The organism is Streptomyces sp. SD31 (assembly GCF_052068475.1).
Classification (GTDB): domain Bacteria; phylum Actinomycetota; class Actinomycetes; order Streptomycetales; family Streptomycetaceae; genus Streptomyces.
Window position 1 is genome coordinate 400,915 of the sequence record NZ_JBQHCX010000009.1, and the last position, 15,948, is coordinate 416,862.

At 69.8% G+C, this 15,948-nt stretch carries 15 protein-coding genes; 8 read left to right on the top strand and 7 right to left on the bottom strand.

Going from position 1 to position 15,948, the window contains the following annotated elements; all coding sequences use genetic code 11:
- Positions 1-58 precede the first annotated feature (58 nt).
- The 7 genes from ACTMVF_RS21915 to ACTMVF_RS21945 all read left to right on the top strand — a co-directional run bounded on the left by ACTMVF_RS21915 (position 59) and on the right by ACTMVF_RS21945 (position 8,384).
- Complete coding sequence (locus ACTMVF_RS21915; RefSeq protein WP_441272766.1) at positions 59-937, top strand: LLM class flavin-dependent oxidoreductase; 879 nt, start codon at positions 59-61, stop codon at positions 935-937.
- Between the two features lie 61 nt (positions 938-998).
- The gene (locus tag ACTMVF_RS21920) at positions 999-1,535 is read left to right on the top strand and encodes a GNAT family N-acetyltransferase (RefSeq protein WP_441272767.1); all 537 of its coding nucleotides are present in this window, start codon (positions 999-1,001) and stop codon (positions 1,533-1,535) included.
- 12 nt (positions 1,536-1,547) lie between these two features.
- Positions 1,548-2,348, top strand: a complete 801-nt coding sequence (locus ACTMVF_RS21925; RefSeq protein WP_441272768.1) for a class I SAM-dependent methyltransferase — start codon at positions 1,548-1,550, stop codon at positions 2,346-2,348.
- 905 nt (positions 2,349-3,253) lie between these two features.
- Entirely contained in the window at positions 3,254-4,027 is a 774-nt protein-coding gene (locus tag ACTMVF_RS21930) for an isoprenyl transferase (protein ID WP_441272769.1), read from the top strand.
- Positions 4,028-4,380: 353 nt separating this feature from the next.
- On the top strand, positions 4,381-5,706 hold the full coding sequence (locus tag ACTMVF_RS21935; RefSeq protein ID WP_301997224.1) for a PhoH family protein: 1,326 nt from the start codon (positions 4,381-4,383) through the stop codon (positions 5,704-5,706).
- 418 nt (positions 5,707-6,124) lie between these two features.
- The gene (locus ACTMVF_RS21940; RefSeq protein WP_441272770.1) at positions 6,125-6,814 is read left to right on the top strand and encodes a transglycosylase SLT domain-containing protein; all 690 of its coding nucleotides are present in this window, start codon (positions 6,125-6,127) and stop codon (positions 6,812-6,814) included.
- Between the two features lie 166 nt (positions 6,815-6,980).
- The gene (locus ACTMVF_RS21945) at positions 6,981-8,384 is read left to right on the top strand and encodes an AI-2E family transporter (protein WP_441272771.1); all 1,404 of its coding nucleotides are present in this window, start codon (positions 6,981-6,983) and stop codon (positions 8,382-8,384) included.
- 49 nt (positions 8,385-8,433) lie between these two features.
- Here ACTMVF_RS21945 and ACTMVF_RS21950 read toward each other — a convergent pair whose 3' ends face one another.
- A complete protein-coding gene (locus ACTMVF_RS21950; protein ID WP_441272772.1) occupies positions 8,434-8,967 on the bottom strand; it encodes an alkyl hydroperoxide reductase in 534 nt (177 codons plus the stop codon).
- 5 nt (positions 8,968-8,972) lie between these two features.
- On the bottom strand, positions 8,973-9,527 hold the full coding sequence (locus ACTMVF_RS21955; RefSeq protein WP_217214840.1) for a peroxiredoxin: 555 nt from the start codon (positions 9,525-9,527) through the stop codon (positions 8,973-8,975).
- A gap of 136 nt (positions 9,528-9,663) precedes the next feature.
- On the opposite strand from ACTMVF_RS21955, the gene ACTMVF_RS21960 reads away from it, so the two are divergent.
- Positions 9,664-10,611, top strand: a complete 948-nt coding sequence (locus tag ACTMVF_RS21960; protein ID WP_441272773.1) for a LysR substrate-binding domain-containing protein — start codon at positions 9,664-9,666, stop codon at positions 10,609-10,611.
- Positions 10,612-10,900: 289 nt separating this feature from the next.
- Here the strand turns inward: ACTMVF_RS21960 and ACTMVF_RS21965 are convergent, their stop codons facing one another.
- The 5 genes from ACTMVF_RS21965 to ACTMVF_RS21985 all read right to left on the bottom strand — a co-directional run bounded on the left by ACTMVF_RS21965 (position 10,901) and on the right by ACTMVF_RS21985 (position 15,810).
- Positions 10,901-13,237 carry an ABC transporter permease gene (locus tag ACTMVF_RS21965; RefSeq protein ID WP_441272774.1) on the bottom strand — a complete coding sequence of 779 codons (2,337 nt, stop codon included), beginning with the start codon at positions 13,235-13,237 and terminating at the stop codon, positions 10,901-10,903.
- Positions 13,234-13,923: an ABC transporter ATP-binding protein gene (locus ACTMVF_RS21970; protein ID WP_441272775.1), complete on the bottom strand. Its 690-nt coding sequence runs from the start codon at positions 13,921-13,923 to the stop codon at positions 13,234-13,236. The genes ACTMVF_RS21965 and ACTMVF_RS21970 overlap by 4 nt, the downstream gene beginning before the upstream one ends.
- Positions 13,920-14,444, bottom strand: coding sequence for a PadR family transcriptional regulator (locus ACTMVF_RS21975; RefSeq protein ID WP_441272776.1), 525 nt, complete (start codon positions 14,442-14,444; stop codon positions 13,920-13,922). The genes ACTMVF_RS21970 and ACTMVF_RS21975 overlap by 4 nt, the downstream gene beginning before the upstream one ends.
- A gap of 161 nt (positions 14,445-14,605) precedes the next feature.
- On the bottom strand, positions 14,606-14,860 hold the full coding sequence (locus ACTMVF_RS21980; protein WP_441272777.1) for a hypothetical protein: 255 nt from the start codon (positions 14,858-14,860) through the stop codon (positions 14,606-14,608).
- Positions 14,857-15,810: an SPFH domain-containing protein gene (locus ACTMVF_RS21985; RefSeq protein WP_441272778.1), complete on the bottom strand. Its 954-nt coding sequence runs from the start codon at positions 15,808-15,810 to the stop codon at positions 14,857-14,859. The genes ACTMVF_RS21980 and ACTMVF_RS21985 overlap by 4 nt, the downstream gene beginning before the upstream one ends.
- Positions 15,811-15,948: the final 138 nt, after the last annotated feature.

The following is a 15,948-nucleotide window of genomic DNA, read 5'->3' on the forward strand; positions in this document are numbered from 1 at the left end:
CTGGGGGCCGTTTCAAACTCTGTTGTCCGCCGAGTGCCGGAGGGGTAGGAAAGACCCCATGACCGGACTCGGTGCCATCTTCCGCCCCCAACTCGCCCCCGAGCGACTCCGATCCGTCGCTCGCCTCGCCGACGAGACGGGCCTCGACGAGCTCTGGCTCTGGGAGGACTGTTTCCGGGAGGGAGGGATCTCCACGGCCGCCGCCGCACTCGCGTGGACCGAGCGCGTGCGGGTCGGCATCGGACTCCTCCCCGTCCCGTTGCGGAACGTCGCCATCACCGCCATGGAGGCCGCCTCCCTCCACCGTATGTTCCCGGGCCGTCCGATCCTCGCCGTCGGGCACGGTGTGCAGGACTGGATGGGGCAGGTCGGGGCTCGGGTGGAGTCGCCGGTGACCCTGTTGCGTGAGCATCTCGACGTGCTGCGGGCCCTGTTGCGCGGAGAGCGGGTCACCATCGAAGGGCGGTACGTCAAGCTCGACGACGTCGCCCTCGACTGGCCGCCCGCCGAGCCGGTGCCCGTCATCGCCGGAGTCACGGGGCCCCGCTCGCTGCGGCTCGCCGGTGCGGCCGCCGACGGCACGCTGCTCACCGCCTCCACCTCGCCGGAGGGGCTACGGCGGGCACGGCAACTCATCGACGAGGGGCGGGAGTCGGCCGGGCGTACCGGGGGTGCGTCGCACCAGGTCGTCGTCTACCTCCTGACCGCCACCGGGCCCGACGGGCCGGCCCGTCTCAAGGCCGAACTCGAAGCCGAGGGGCTCGGATCCGTGCCGGACCTCGGAGTCGCCGGGGACGCCGGCGCCGTCGCGAAGGCCGTGCAGCGGCTCGCGGATGCCGGTGCGGACACCGTGGTGCTGCAGCCGACGGGGGACGAGCCCGACCCGGAGGGGTTCGTGCGGTTCGTGGCCGAGGAAGTACGGCCCTTGGTGCCGTAGAGCGTTCGGACCGCTCGTCGGCCCAGGGGCGTTGTCAGTGGCGCCTGCCACACTCCTGGACATGCGTGAAGGACAGAGCGACGACGATTACACGGACGACTGCACGGACGACTACGCGGACGTACGCCTCCGAGACGTGCGGGACGCCGACCTCGAGGCCTTCCTCGCCTACGAGCACGACCCGGAAGCCGTCCGGCGGTCGAGATTCACCCCTCGGCCGCGCGACGCCTTCCTGAAGCACTGGAGGAAGGGCGTCCTCGGGGACGAGACCTGCCTCGTACAGACGGTCACGATGGGGGACGAGGTGGCCGGCAGCGTCGTCTCCTGGTGGGTCGGCGACCGCCGCTTCCTCGGCTACTGGCTCGGGCGCCCGTACTGGGGGCGGGGCATCGGCACCAAGGCGCTCGCCCTCTTCCTGGAACTCGAGCGGACCCGTCCGCTGTACGCCGACCCCTTCCACGGCAACACCGCTTCCGTACGACTCCTCGAACGACACGGCTTCCAACGCGCGGGCACCCTCCACCACGGCGACGACGAACACGTACTGCTCGTGCTGTCCGCCCCGGAAAATGAGCGGCGGCCAGGGACCACGCCCTGAGACGATCACCGAATGAAGGAGCCGCACCCGCAGCGCACCCGGACTTTCGAGGACCTCGTCGCCGAAGGCGCCGCCGTGCCCACCGAAGGCTGGGACTTCTCCTGGTTCGAGGGGCGGGCCACCGAGGCACGGCCGTCATGGGGGTACGCCTCGTCCCTCGGTGAGCGGCTCTCCCTCTCCGCCGCCGCTCTCGACATCCAGACCGGGGGAGGCGAGGTACTCGACTTCGCGCTCCGCCGCGCCGCCCCCAAGGTCCCCGCTCTCACCGTCGCCACCGAGGGCTGGCCGCCGAACATCGCCAAGGCCACCGCCCTCCTCCGCCCGCACGGCGTCGCCGTCGTCGCCTCACCCGAGGACGCCCCGCTGCCCTTCGCCGACGGCGCCTTCGACCTCGTCAGCAGCCGGCACCCGGTCAGTGCGCACTGGGCCGAGATCGCCCGCGTCCTCGAGCCCGGCGGCACGTACTTCGCCCAACACGTCGGCCCCCGCAGCGCCTTCGAGCTGGTCGAGTACTTCCTCGGCCCCCTCCCACAGGAGCAGAGCGCCGCCCGCCACCCGGACCGTGAGCGCGCCGACGCCGAGGCGGCGGGTCTGGAGATCGTCGATGTGCGGGCCGAGCGGCTGCGCATGGAGTTCCACGACATCGCGGCCGTCGTCCATCTCCTGCGCAAGGTGGTGTGGATGGTCCCCGGCTTCACCGTCGAGGCGTACCGGCCCCGACTGCGCGCCCTGCACGATCAGATCCGGACCGACGGCCCCTTCGTCGCGCACAGCACCCGCCACCTCTTCGAGGCACGCAAACCCGACGCCTGAGCGCGCCCGCCGCGCCCCTACGCCACCTTCCGCCCCCGGCGTGGGCGACCACCGCCTCGCCCAGCCCTTCCACGGTCGGACACAGACCGCCGTGGTCACCGCCGAGTCGAGCAAACCGTGCATCCGTGAGCAAAGACCCGCCGCCCCCTGCGCATCAAAGGAAGCCCCACCTTTTCCACATTGTTATAGCGGCCGACTCGCTTTCCCTGTGGTCCTCACGTAAGTTCAGACCAAGGTAATTCGCGTAAGCAAAGCCGCGCGGCGGCACCGTGCGGCGGAGGGGGCTGCGCGGTGCCGTGCACCCCTGCGCACCCCTGATGGACGCGCATCGCATCGAAACCGTGCGCGCCACGGGGAATCGCGCGTGCCGTCAAGTGGGCGTTCGCGGTCGGAGTCACCCGGGGGAGGGAAGCGCGGACAAGTCGCCGAGCGCAGCCCAAGATGCGGCAAACCCTCCGGATCCGGCCTCATCCCACGCGTTTCCCTTGGGAATAGGCTCCGATCCTGTCGCGAATCCGCCACGAAAAGGCCCCGTCATGGCCACCGGGCCGTCGCCGAATGACTTCGGAGAGTGATTGTGGCACGCCGATGCGCGCAGCATCCCTCACGAAGGGTTATGGTGGAAACCCCCCCTCGGGCCGGTCCGTCTCCCCCCCACGGACCGGCCCGTTTTTTTGCGCCCGCGCCCCGTCTCCTGTTCACCGCTGGCGACCGCACTCTCCAAGCGCCGGCGGCTGTCCCCACCCAAAGACCGCCCCCACCCGGCGCACCCCGTAAACCCGGCGCAAGCCCCGCAGGGGTAGGCTTCGCCTCCGGGGACCGCCATAGGGACAGGAACCACCCTCGCCTGCGCCGCGCGCAGCGCCACGCGCCTGTCCGATCCATACGGAGGGGCTGACAATCACGTGAACCTGCGCGACAAGCTGCGCGGCCTGCTGGTCAGGCTGTACGCACGCCGGGTGGAGGGTCACCTGGACCACGCTCAGGTGCCCAAGCACATCGGCGTCATCATGGACGGCAACCGGCGCTGGGCGAAGGCCGCGGGTTCCACCACCGTGCACGGTCACCGGGCGGGCGCCGAGAAGATCGAGGAGTTCCTCGGCTGGTGCTCCGAGACGGACGTCGAGGTCGTCACCCTCTGGCTGCTGTCGACCGACAACTTCGACCGGCCGCAGGACGAGCTCGTCCCGCTCCTCGGCATCATCGAGGACGTCGTGCGCACCCTCGCCGCCGACGGCCGCTGGCGGGTGCACCACGTCGGCACGCCCGACCTGCTGCCGTCCGGGATGCAGACCACCCTCAAGGAGGCCGAGGAGGCCACCGCGCACGTCGACGGGATACTGGTCAACGTCGCCATCGGCTACGGCGGTCGCCAGGAGATCGCCGACGCGGTGCGGTCGATGATCGTCGACGCCCATGACAAGGGCACCTCGATGGAGGACCTCGCCGAGTCCGTCAGCGTCGACCTGATCGGCCGCCACCTCTATACCGGTGACCAGCCCGACCCGGACCTCGTGATCCGTACCAGCGGCGAGCAGCGGCTGTCCGGATTCATGCTGTGGCAGACGGCCCACTCCGAGTACTACTTCTGTGAGGTCTTCTGGCCGGCCTTCCGCAAGGTCGACTTCCTGCGCGCCCTGCGCGACTACGCGGCCCGGCACCGGCGTTACGGCGGCTGATCCCCTCTCGGCGCTCTCACCGCCGTATCCGGACGCGACGAAAGTGACCCTCTCCGGGACAGAAGTAACAAGGAGTTCACCAGCGCGCCGTCATATGCGCTGGCATGGCACCGCATGTTCGAGGGCATAAGCCAAGCAGGTCGACGCCCGAACCACGGGTGTCGTATCTCAGCGGGCGGCGCCGGAGCCGTCCGCCCGGGAGGCCCTTTGCACCAGCCCTACCGTGCGGTCACGGCACGGGAGAAGCAGTGGAGGGCCGGTTTTCGGCCCATGCCAGGCGTGCAGGGCGGCCGACGACCGGTCCAGCTCCACTCCGTCGCTCCCCGACCTCATCCGAGGGGGTACGTCCTTCCGTGGTGACCAGCACAAAGCGCCACAAGCCAGACCGGCGCACCTACGTTCTCGACACCAGCGTCCTGCTGGCCGACCCGAACGCCCTGAATCGCTTCGACGAGCACGAGGTCGTGCTCCCCATCGTCGTGGTGACGGAACTGGAGGCCAAGCGGCACCATCCCGAACTGGGTTACTTCGCCCGGCAGGCACTGCGCCTGCTCGACGAGTTCCGGGTCAAGTACGGCCGTCTCGACGCCCCCATCCCGACCGGGGACCTCGGCGGGACCATCCGTGTCGAGCTCAACCACTCGGACCCCAGCGTTCTGCCGACCGGCTACCGCCTGGGGGACAACGACTCCCGCATCCTCGCGGTCGCCCGCAATCTGCAGGCCGAGGGGTTCGACGTCACCGTCGTGTCGAAGGACCTGCCGCTCAGGATCAAGGCCTCGTCCGTCGGTCTCCTCGCCGAGGAGTATCGCGCCGAGCTCGCCATCACGGACTCCTCCGGCTGGACCGGAATGTCCGAACTGACCCTGTCCGGCGAGCAGGTGGACGTCCTCTTCGAGGAAGGTCACATCTACGTCCCCGAAGCCGCCGCCATGCCGGTGCACACCGGGCTGACGATCCACTCCGAGCGCGGCAAGGCGCTGGGCCGGATCACGCCCGAGGGCAACGTCCGTCTGGTGCGCGGTGATAGGGAGGCCTTCGGCATCAAGGGGCGCAGTGCCGAGCAGCGGATCGCGCTCGATCTGCTGCTCGACCCGGACGTCGGGATCGTGTCCATGGGCGGCCGGGCCGGCACCGGCAAGTCGGCGCTGGCGCTGTGTGCGGGCCTCGAAGCGGTGCTGGAGCGTCGTCAGCACCAGAAGGTGATGGTCTTCCGGCCGCTGTACGCGGTGGGCGGGCAGGAGCTCGGCTATCTGCCCGGCAGCGAGGCCGAGAAGATGAGCCCCTGGGCGCAGGCGGTCTTCGACACGCTGTCCGCGGTCACCAGCCGCGAGGTCATCGAGGAGATCACCGCGCGCGGCATGCTGGAGGTGCTGCCCCTCACCCACATCCGCGGACGCTCGCTGCACGACGCGTTCGTGATCGTGGACGAGGCACAGTCGCTGGAAAGGAATGTCCTGCTGACTGTTCTGTCCCGAATTGGCGCTAATTCACGGGTGGTTCTCACCCATGACGTGGCCCAGCGGGACAATCTGAGGGTCGGGCGCTACGACGGTGTCGTCGCCGTCGTGGAGAAGCTGAAGGGGCATCCACTTTTCGCCCACGTCACGCTGACGCGGTCCGAGAGGTCCCAGATTGCCGCCCTTGTGACCGAAATGCTGGAGGACGGGCAGATCTGACCCAAGTGCTCAACTTGCGGTAGCTACTCGTTGGTTGGCGCCGTTCGGAAAGGCAGTGAGCCTATCCGGGCGGCGCCTCGGCGTGTGCGGCTTTCCCAAAAGCCCTGGGACAAACGAGGTGTGACCTTTCACACGCAACACAGAATTGCCTTGCGGCGTCTGCGTGCGGCAGAGTCTCCATCCTGTCAGGCCCCGCATACGACACACCTGTACCCCCAGCGGTACGGCACCACAGCAACACCATCATCAACTCCATACCGCCGTCGTATGCCGCCCGAGTTACCACGCGGCGCTCTCCTACACGGGAGTTGCCCACCGGGTCCGTGCCTCCCGTGACCCCGCAGTTGGGAGGCCAGCGCCAGGGGCACGATTGCGTCCGCCAGGGTCACCGAAGCGGGCGATGCTGGAAGGAAACCGTGTGAGTCCGATTTCGGTCAGGGGATTCGCAGTGGCCTCGGCCACCGCGGTCACCGCTGTCGGAAGCGTCGTCGGCGTTGCCTCGGGCAGCACCGCGCAGAACAACGACGCCGAGGCGACGGCTGCCGATTCGACGCTCCTCGCGGACATACCCGCGGGCCAGCAGGCCCAGGTGCAGACCGAGTCCCTGACGGCGCAGGCCAACGTGCAGGCCATCGCCGCGGACGCGAGCGCCAAGAAGGACGCTGAGGAGTCGGCCCGCAAGGCCGCCGCCCAGACCGCGATCGAGAAGAAGGAAGCCGCCGAGAAGGCGGCGCAGGAAGCCAAGGAGCGCGAAGAGGCCGAGGCGAAGGCCTCCCGGTCCCCCTCCTCCGTGGACTTCCCCGTCCAGAACTCGTACAGCATCGAGCAGATCCAGGCGATGGCGCGCCAGATGGTGCCGGCCGACCAGTTCCAGTGCTTCAGCAACATCGTGGACCACGAGTCCGACTGGAACTACCAGGCGGTGAACCCCTCGTCGGGTGCCTACGGCCTCTTCCAGGCGCTGCCCGGTTCCAAGATGTCGTCCGTCGGCTCGGACTGGCAGACCAACCCGGCCACCCAGATCAAGTGGGGCCTGAACTACATGAACGAGCGCTACGACAGCCCTTGCGGTGCTTGGTCGTTCTGGCAGGCCAACCACTGGTACTAGGCGCGCCACGCTCCGCCGGCTGAGCCGCGATGGGCCGTCGTACCCTGCATTGCCCCTCACCGTCCTTTTGGTGAGGGGCTTTCGCACTTCCGCGTCCCCGGGCATGTACGGTCGGACGGACGACTCCGGGGGAGTGGTGGGGAGAGACGGGGGAAGAGGACGGATCATGTCGCGAGTGCCTGGGTGGCTCGGTCGGCTCGGTGCCGGACTGAGCGAGATGAGCGAACGGTTGGACGAGCGCCGCGCCGCGGTGGAGCGGGAGAGCGACGAGCTCCAGCCGGTGCGGCCGTCCGCCGTCGATGCCCCGCCCGACTCCTCCGGCGACGCCCTCTCGCCGCCCGCCGGCCACGTCCCACGGCCCCCCGACTATGCGCCCACGGCTCCGCCGCCCCGGCCCGACCCCGCACAGGTCGTGCCCTGGGGCGTACGGGTCGCGGCGGAGGCCGGCTGGCGGCTGCTGGTGCTGGCCGGCACGGTCTGGGTGCTGATGCGGGTCATCAGCGCCGTCCAACTCGTCGTGTTCGCCTTCGTCATCGCGCTGCTCCTCACCGCGCTGATGCAGCCCTCGGTGGCCTGGCTGATGCGGCGGGGCGTGCCGCACGGGCTCGCCACCGCCCTGACCGCGATCCTCGGGTTCGTCGTCATCGGGCTGATGGGCTGGTTCGTGACCTGGCAGGTCATGGAGAACATCGACAACCTCTCCGACCAGGTCCAGGACGGCATCGACGAGCTGCGCAACTGGCTGCTCAACAGCCCCTTCCACGTCACCGACAAGCAGATCAACGAGATCGCCGAGAACCTCAGGGAGGCGATCGGCGCCAACACCGACGAGATCACCTCGGCCGGTCTGGAAGGCGTCACGGTCGTCGTCGAGGCCCTCACCGGCATTCTGCTCGCCGCCTTCTCGACGCTCTTCCTGCTCTACGACGGCAAGCGCATCTGGGCGTGGACGCTGAAGCTGGTGCCCGCCGCGGCCCGGCCGGGCGTCGCCGGTGCCGGCCCGCGCGCGTGGGAGACGCTCACGGCGTATGTGCGCGGCACGGTCCTCGTCGCCCTGATCGACGCCGTCTTCATCGGCATCGGCATCTACTTCCTCGATGTGCCGATGGCCGTCCCGCTGGCCGTCTTCATCTTCCTGTTCTCCTTCATTCCCCTCGTCGGCGCGGTGGCCTCCGGTGCGTTGGCGGTGGTGGTGGCCCTGGTGACGCAGGGCGTGTTCACCGCGGTCATGACGCTCGCCGTCGTCCTCGCCGTGCAGCAGATCGAGGGCCACGTCCTGCAGCCGTTCATCCTCGGGCGCGCGGTCCGCGTGCACCCGCTGGCGGTGGTGCTGTCGGTGGCGGCCGGCGGCATGGTGGCGGGTATCGGCGGGGCGGTGGTGGCCGTACCGCTGGTGGCGGTTTCGAACACGATCGTGGGGTATCTGCGGGCCTACTCAGAGGAGACGGTGCCCCGACAGTCGGTGCGTCCGGCGCTTGCGGACAAGGCCGTTCCGGTGGAAGCGGGGGCCGGGGGCGCGGCCGCCGGGGACGCCGAGGACAGCGCGGAGGGCCCCGCCCACCAGCAGTGAGCGAGGCCCTCGACGTGGCTCGGCCTACAACTTCGGCCTACTCTCCGGCCTACTCGGAGAGCACGGCCTCGGCGTCCAGCGTGACGCCGACCGCCTGAATGACGGACGCGATCTTGAACGCCTCCTGGACCGTCTCGCGGTCCACACCCGCCTTGCGCAGCACCTGCTCGTGCGAGTCGAGGCACATGCCGCAGCCGTTGATGGCGGACACCGCGAAGGACCACAGCTCGAAGTCGACCTTGTCGACACCGGGGTTGCCGATGACGTTCATACGGAGCCCGGCGCGCAGGCTGCCGTACTCGTGGTCGGACAGCAGATGCCGGGTCCGGTAGAAGACGTTGTTCATCGCCATCACCGCGGCCGCGGACTTCGCCGCGTTGTACGCCTCCGGCGTGAGGTTCGCCTTTGCCTCCGGCGCCAGCTCGCGCAGCACGATCGGGGAGCGCGAGGCGATCGCCGTGGCGAGCACCGTGCCCCACAGCTGCTGCGCCGGGAGGTCGGAGTTGCCGATGACCGAGCCCAGGTTGAGCTTCAGGTCCTTGGCGTAGTCCGGTATGCGGGACTTGAGGGAGTCGAGGGACATGTCACTCACTCTCCGGCAAGCAGCTTGACCGGGTCCAGGGTGTCCTCGCCCTTGGTCCAGTTGCACGGGCACAGCTCGTCCGTCTGCAGGGCGTCCAGGACCCGCAGGACCTCCTTGGGGTTACGGCCGACGGAGCCGGCGGTCACCATGGAGAACTGGATCTCGTTGTTCTGGTCGACGATGAAGACGGCACGCTTGGCGAAGCCGTCCTCGCCCTCGATGCCGAGGTCGCGCATCAGCTCGTGCTTGGAGTCGGCCATCATCGGGAACGGCAGGTCGCGCAGGTCGTCGTGGTCCTTGCGCCAGGCGTGGTGGACGAACTCCGAGTCACCGGAGAAGCCGAGGACCTGGGCGTCGCGGTCGGCGAACTCCTCGTTCAGCTTGCCGAAGGCCGCGATCTCGGTCGGGCAGACGAAGGTGAAGTCCTTCGGCCAGGCGAAGACGATCTTCCACTTGCCCTCGTAGGTCTTGTGGTTGATCGTCTCGAACTCCTTGCCCTTCTCCAGCGAGACGCAGGCGGTCAGTTCGAACTCGGGGAACTTGTCACCGACAGTGAGCACACGCTCTCCTTGCAGCGAAAGAGACACCTGTTCGGTACAGGTGTCTCCCTTGGGTTGGGCCTTACCGATCCTGGCACAGGGTGCATTGATACGGGAAATAGCTACACTCGGTCGGGTTGATCGGAAGGATCTATCAGTGACCGTGAGTAAGAGGAGGCAGCCCAGCCTCGCCCAGCTGCGTGCCTTCGCCGCCGTCGCCGAGCACCTCCACTTCCGGGACGCCGCCGCCGCGATCGGCATGAGCCAGCCCGCCCTGTCCGGAGCCGTCTCGGCCCTGGAGGAGTCACTCGGAGTGACACTCCTGGAGCGCACCACGCGCAAGGTGCTGCTGTCGCCGGCCGGTGAGCGGCTGGCCGTACGGGCGAAGGCGGTGCTGGCAGAGGTCGGCGCGCTGATGGAGGAGGCGGAAGCCGTCCGGGCCCCGTTCACGGGAGCGTTGCGCCTCGGCGTGATCCCCACGGTGGCGCCGTACCTCCTGCCCACCGTTCTGCGGCTCGTCCACGACCGGTATCCGCACCTCGACCTCCAGGTGCACGAAGAGCAGACGGCCAGCCTCGTCGAGGGGCTCACCACCGGGCGCCTGGACCTGCTGCTCCTCGCCGTGCCGCTCGGCGTGCCCGGCGTCGCCGAACTCCCCCTCTTCGACGAGGACTTCGTGCTCGTCACCCCGCTCGACCACGGGCTCGGCGGCCGCGAGGGCATCCCGCGCGAGGCCCTCAAGGAGCTGAACCTGCTGCTCCTGGACGAGGGGCACTGCCTGCGCGACCAGGCCCTCGACATCTGCCGGGAGGCGGGCCGCGAGGACGCGCCGGTCACCACGACGGCCGCGGGGCTGTCCACGCTCGTGCAACTCGTCGCGGGCGGCCTTGGCTGCACGCTGCTGCCACGTACCGCCCTCAAGCTGGAGACGACCCGCAGCAGCCGGCTCCTCACCGGGTACTTCGCCAACCCGGCCCCCACCCGCCGCGTCGCCCTCGCCATGCGGACGGGGGCGGCGCGTGCGGCGGAGTACGAGGAACTGGCGTCCGCCCTGCGCGAGGCTCTGCGTCCGCTGCCGGTGCGGGTGGTGGACGGGGAGGGGTGAGCCCGATGGCGGGAGGGGGCCTGTGGATGCCGCGCACGTGCGCGGGGGCGTGAGCTCCTCGCGGCCTTCGCGGCCGGCGCAGGGTGACCGGCTTGGCGCACAGGCGTGGGCCAGGCGCCCGCCGTCTCGGTCGACCTGTGTCTGACCCACGTTTCGGCTGCGCCGGCCGGCCGCGGGCCGAACGGTCGGCCGTGCCCAACGGCGGGACGGCACCCGCGGATACCGCGCGCGTCAGGCCGTCCGGACCGGTGCGGTCCGGACGGCCTGAGGCCGAGGGGGCGGCGGATGCCTACTCCGTGCGCAAGCCGTCCGGGCGCATCAGTCGCAGCAGGGGCGGCAGGCTGAGCAGTGTCACCGTGAGGACGATGCCGGCGCCGACGCCCAGCATCGACAGCACGCTCGTCCAGTCCACGATGACCGGGGTGGCCGTCATCCGCAGCAGGACCGCGCCCAGTGTCAGCCCCACCACCGAGGACAGCAGCAGGCCCAGGGCGATCGGGATCGCCGTCTGCCACAGCACCGACAGGCTCAGGGTGCGGCGCCGGGTGCCGAAGGCGACCAGGGACGACAGCAGCTTCTTGCGGTCGCGCAGCTGCTCCAGCTGGGAGACCAGCAGGCTCGCGCCGATCAGCGCCAGGACACAGACGGCGCCGACGAACAGGCCGGTGCGGATGGTGCCGTAGCGGTCGGTCGTCTGCGTGGAGTACCAGGTCATGGGGTAGGACAGCGGGTCCGCGGCCGTCGCCGTGTTCCGCACCCGGTCGTCCACGTCCGGCACGGAGCGGTCGATCTTGAGGTACACCTGCCCCTGCAGCCCCGGCGCGGCGGTCGCGGGCAGCGCCTTCGGGGTGACGAGGAAGCCACCTCGCTGCCGGTCCATGAAGTCCTCCTTCGTCCGGGCCTTCTTCAGGTCCTTCGGCACGGTCCAGGCGATTTCCTGCCGCGGCGCCCCGCCCTCGTACGACGGGTCCAGATACACCGTCCGGCCCGGCTGCTTCGCCAGCTTCAAAGTGTCCTCGTCGTACTCGGAGTCCGACACGTAGAAGATGTCGCCGTCCCGGCATGAGGGAAGCTCGGCCGTCTGGCGCAGCGACGCGCAGTCGCCGACGGTGAACTCGGCACCCATGTCCGGGTCCTTGCGCCGCTCGCCCAGGTAACCCTCGGCGTAGGCGTAGACCTGCTGGACACCCTTCGTGTCGCGGAACTTCTCGACCGCCGGGTCGAGTTGGGCGCCGCGGGACAGGGACACCTGCATCTGCGCCCGCTGGGTGTCGTACCGGGACTGCTTCGTGTAGTCGCTCTCCACCCCGGCGAACAGCATCTGCAGCGCGATCGCCCCGGCGACCGCCACCGCGACACCGTTGACCATGCGGGCCGCCGTACCGCTGCTCAACTGGAGCCTGCGAACGGCGAGTTGCCAGGCGACGCCGCCCGAGCCGAGCCGGGCGACGACCGCCTCGACGACCCACGGCAGCAGGGTGGTCACGCCGATGAGCAGCAGGAGTACGCCGCCGATGACCAGGTATTCGTTGAAGGTGCCGTTGTCGCGGCCCTGGCCGATCATCGGCCAGAGCATCGCGAGGCCGCCCAGCGGCAGCAGCAGCCGCCACCACAGCCGGCGTCGCGAGGGCTTCGCCGTCCGCACCACGCCGAGCGGCTCGATCACCACGCCGCGCATCGCGAACAGCGTGACCAGCACCGCCGCCGCCGGGACCGCGAGGCCGACCAGCAGGGCCAGTGCGGGGGAGGGGTTGAGGTAGCTCGGGAAGACGCTGACGTCGAACACCTCGACCGAGCCCGCGATCTGGCGGCCGATCAGGAAGAAGCCCGTACCGAAGACCAGTCCGAGCACCGCCCCCGCCAGCGCCTCGCCGGCCGCGATCCGCCGGGTCATCCGGCTGTCGGAGCCGACCAGCCGCAGCGCCGCGAGGCGGCGGTCGCGCCGCTCACCGCCGAAGCGCACGGCCGCGGCGATGAAGACGGCAACCGGCATCAACAGCACCACGAAGACGACGATGACCAGCAGGATCAGCACGGGGTCGGTCTGCGTCTCGGTCGGGCTCGTGTCCCCGAACCGCTCGATACGGGCGACCCGGGAGCCGTCGATGTACGGCGCGAGGCCGTCGCCGCCCCGGAAGAAGGCGAGTTCGTGCGAGCCGATCAGCCCGCTCTCCCCGATGGTCCCGACGATCCGCTCGGGCAGCCGCTCGCGCAGCAGCTTGGCGCCGTCCGACTCCAGCAGCCTCTTCAGCGCGGGGGAGACGACCATCTCGCCCACCGCGGGGAACTTCTCCAGCCCCGGCGGCAGCGGCGCCCTCGCCCCCTCGGGCTCCAGCGCCCGGCCGCGGATGTCCCTGTTCCGGAAGTCGGTGTCGACGTCCGCGACGATCAGGGTGGCGTCGGACTTCTTCAGGTCCACGTAGCTGTAGTCGATGTCGGCGCGGGCGCTCTCCCGGTCGTGCCGGACCTCCAGCATGTTCGGGACCGCCGTCGTCAGCAGCAGCAGCGCCACCCCGAGCCCGACCCCGACGGCCGTCAGCAGGGCCCGGACCCAGCCCTCACGTCCGCCGGCGAAGGCGAACCGGACCCCCATCCCGAGATCCTTCGCCCACTGACCCACACTCATACGACGCGCTCCATGTCCCGGGACTTGCCGTCCCGTACGACGATCTCGCGGTCGGAGTAGGCGGCGACCCGCGCCTCGTGCGTGACGAGGACGACGGCGGCGTTGGTCGACCGGGCGGCGTCCGTCAGCAGCTCCATCACGCGCTCGCCGTTGAGGGAGTCGAGCGCGCCGGTCGGCTCGTCGGCGAACAGCACTCGCGGGTTGGTGACCAGCGCGCGGGCCACGGCGACGCGCTGCCCCTGACCGCCGGAGACCTCACCGGGCCGCTTCTTGCGCAGGTCGTCGACCTCCAGCCGCTCCATCCACGTCAGGGCGGCCTTCTCCGCCTCCTTGCGGGAGGTGCCGTTGAGGCGCAGCGGAAGGGCGACGTTCTCGACGCACGTCAACTCCGGTACGAGCTGACCGAACTGGAACACGAACCCGAACTCCGAGCGCCGGAGCGCACTGCGCTGGGCGTCGCTCATGGTGGCCAGCTCTTGGCCGGCGTAGGTGATGGACCCCGAGTCGGGCGGCACGATCCCGGCGAGGCAGTGCAGCAACGTCGACTTGCCGGAGCCGGACGGCCCCATCACGGCGACGACCTCGCCGGGGTGGATGGAGAACTCGGCCCCGTCGAGCGCCATGGTCGGACCGTAGGCCTTGCGCAGCTCCTGGGCCGCGAGCAGGGAACCGGGAGGCGGTGTCACTTGGCCACCACCTCGGCCAGCTTGTCGAGGCGCGCGGCGGTGAGTTCCAGCCAGCGCAGGTCGGCCTCGAGGTGGAAGAGGGCGTGGTCGCAGATGAGCTGATCGGCGAGGTTCCCCTTCCGCTTGCGGTCGGTGAGGATCCGCATCATGCGCAGGTGCTCGGAGCGCTGCGTGTCGAGGATGTCGGCCGCGTCGCGCCGGGTGAGCAGCGCCAGGACGACCTTGGTGTACAGGGTCGACTGCAGGTACGGCTCCGGCTTCTCGGGCGTCGCGAGCCACTGCTGGACGTCGGTGATCCCGGCGTCGGTGATGGCGTACCGCTTGCGCTCGGGCCCGCCGCCGGGCTCGATCCCGTCGACCTCGACGAGCCCGTGCTTCAGCAGCCGGGACATCGTCGAGTAGACCTGGCCGTAGTGCAGCGGCCGGTCGTGACCGAACTTCTCGTCGAAGGCCCGCTTCAGGTCGTAGCCGTGGCGGGGGCCCGATTCCAGGAGCCCTAGAAGGGTGTGACCGATGGACATGGCCATGACTCTACACGGGGTGTATACGCCGCATGTATACGCGCAGTGTGTAGATCATGGCGGTGGGTACGACGGCCCAGGTGAGGGCCGGTTGTCACGGTTCTGCTACACGCGGGTGGGTGCGACGCCCAGCCCGTCCGGCGTTTTGAGGGCGAGGCCGCTCAGGCCGATGGGGGTCTGGGGGCGGAGCCGCCGGAAGGCCGGCCGCGGCGGGGAAGCGGCCCGGTGTCCTTCGGCAGGCGACCCGCGTCCGCCAGTGCCTTCCGCAGCAGGAACTCGATCTGCGCATTGGCGGACCGCAGTTCATCACCCGCCCACCGCGCCAGCGCTTCGTACACAGACGGGTCGAGCCGCAGCAACACCTGCTTGCGCTGCGGCCGACCTTGAGGGGCTGAACCCCCGGAGGGAACCGTCACTGGTAGAGCGTCCCGGTGTTGAGGACCGGCTGCGGGGCCCTGTCGCCGCACAGCACCACCATCAGGTTCGACACCATCGCCGCCTTCCGTTCCTCGTCCAGCTCCACGATGTCCTGCTCGGAGATCCGCGCGAGCGCCGCCTCGACCATGCCCACCGCACCGTCGACGATCTGCCGCCGTGCCGCGACGACCGCCCCCGCCTGCTGCCGCTGGAGCATCGCGGAGGCGATCTCGGGAGCGTACGCGAGATGCGTGAAGCGCGACTCGATGATCTGCACGCCGGCCGCCTCCACGCGCGCGTGCAGCTCGAAGGCGAGCTTCTCGGTGATTTCCTCGGCGTTCCCGCGCAGCGACAGGCCGCCCTCGTCATGGGCGTCGTACGGGTACTCGATGGCGATGTGCCGCACGGCCGCTTCCGTCTGGGTGGCCACGAACTCGAGGTAGTTGTCCACCTCGAAGCTGGCCTGCGCGGTGTCCTCGACCTTCCACACCACGACCGCGGCGAGCTCGATCGGGTTGCCGTAGGCGTCGTTGACCTTGAGGACGGCCGTCTCGTGGTTGCGGACCCGGGTCGAGATCTTCGTACGGGACGTGAAGGGGTTCACCCAGCGCAGTCCGTCCTGCCGGATCGTCCCCCGGTACCGCCCGAAGAGCTGGACGACCCGCGCCTCGCCCGGCGCGACCATGTTCAGTCCGCACATGGCCAGCAGCGCGGCTATGCCGACCAGGACGCCGGTGATGATCAGTGCCGCCTTGCCGCCGGTCCCGGCGACCGCGGTGGCGCTGACGATCAGCCCCGCGCCGACCAGCAGCCCGACCAGGCCCAGCAGCAGGGCGAGCCCGCCGCCGATGCAGTGTGCGGTGAACTCACGGACGCGTGGTGCGGGCATGTCGGGTACGTCGGGTGCGTCGGCGGTGACGGACGTGGCGTCGTTCTTGCCGTTCGGCATGGGTGATGTCCCCCGTTTTCTCAAGTTAGCTTTGGTCTAGCTAAGTGATATCACTTTACCCTGGCCGGGCAACCCTACGCACCCCTCAGTCGTCGGTTCCTTTGGGACGGGTGCTGATTGTCACGTCCCCAAAAGCCC

Bases quoted from the DNA above. Each gene is read 5' to 3' on its own strand.
- ACTMVF_RS21950 (WP_441272772.1), bottom strand. From the start codon at position 8,967: ATGTCCCTCGACTCCCTCAAGTCCCGCATACCGGACTACGCCAAGGAC.
- ACTMVF_RS21915 (WP_441272766.1), top strand. From the start codon at position 59: ATGACCGGACTCGGTGCCATCTTCCGCCCCCAACTCGCCCCCGAGCGA.
- ACTMVF_RS21965 (WP_441272774.1), bottom strand. From the start codon at position 13,237: ATGAGTGTGGGTCAGTGGGCGAAGGATCTCGGGATGGGGGTCCGGTTC.
- ACTMVF_RS21975 (WP_441272776.1), bottom strand. From the start codon at position 14,444: ATGTCCATCGGTCACACCCTTCTAGGGCTCCTGGAATCGGGCCCCCGC.
- ACTMVF_RS21945 (WP_441272771.1), top strand. From the start codon at position 6,981: ATGTCGCGAGTGCCTGGGTGGCTCGGTCGGCTCGGTGCCGGACTGAGC.
- ACTMVF_RS21985 (WP_441272778.1), bottom strand. From the start codon at position 15,810: ATGCCGAACGGCAAGAACGACGCCACGTCCGTCACCGCCGACGCACCC.
- ACTMVF_RS21920 (WP_441272767.1), top strand. From the start codon at position 999: ATGCGTGAAGGACAGAGCGACGACGATTACACGGACGACTGCACGGAC.
- ACTMVF_RS21925 (WP_441272768.1), top strand. From the start codon at position 1,548: ATGAAGGAGCCGCACCCGCAGCGCACCCGGACTTTCGAGGACCTCGTC.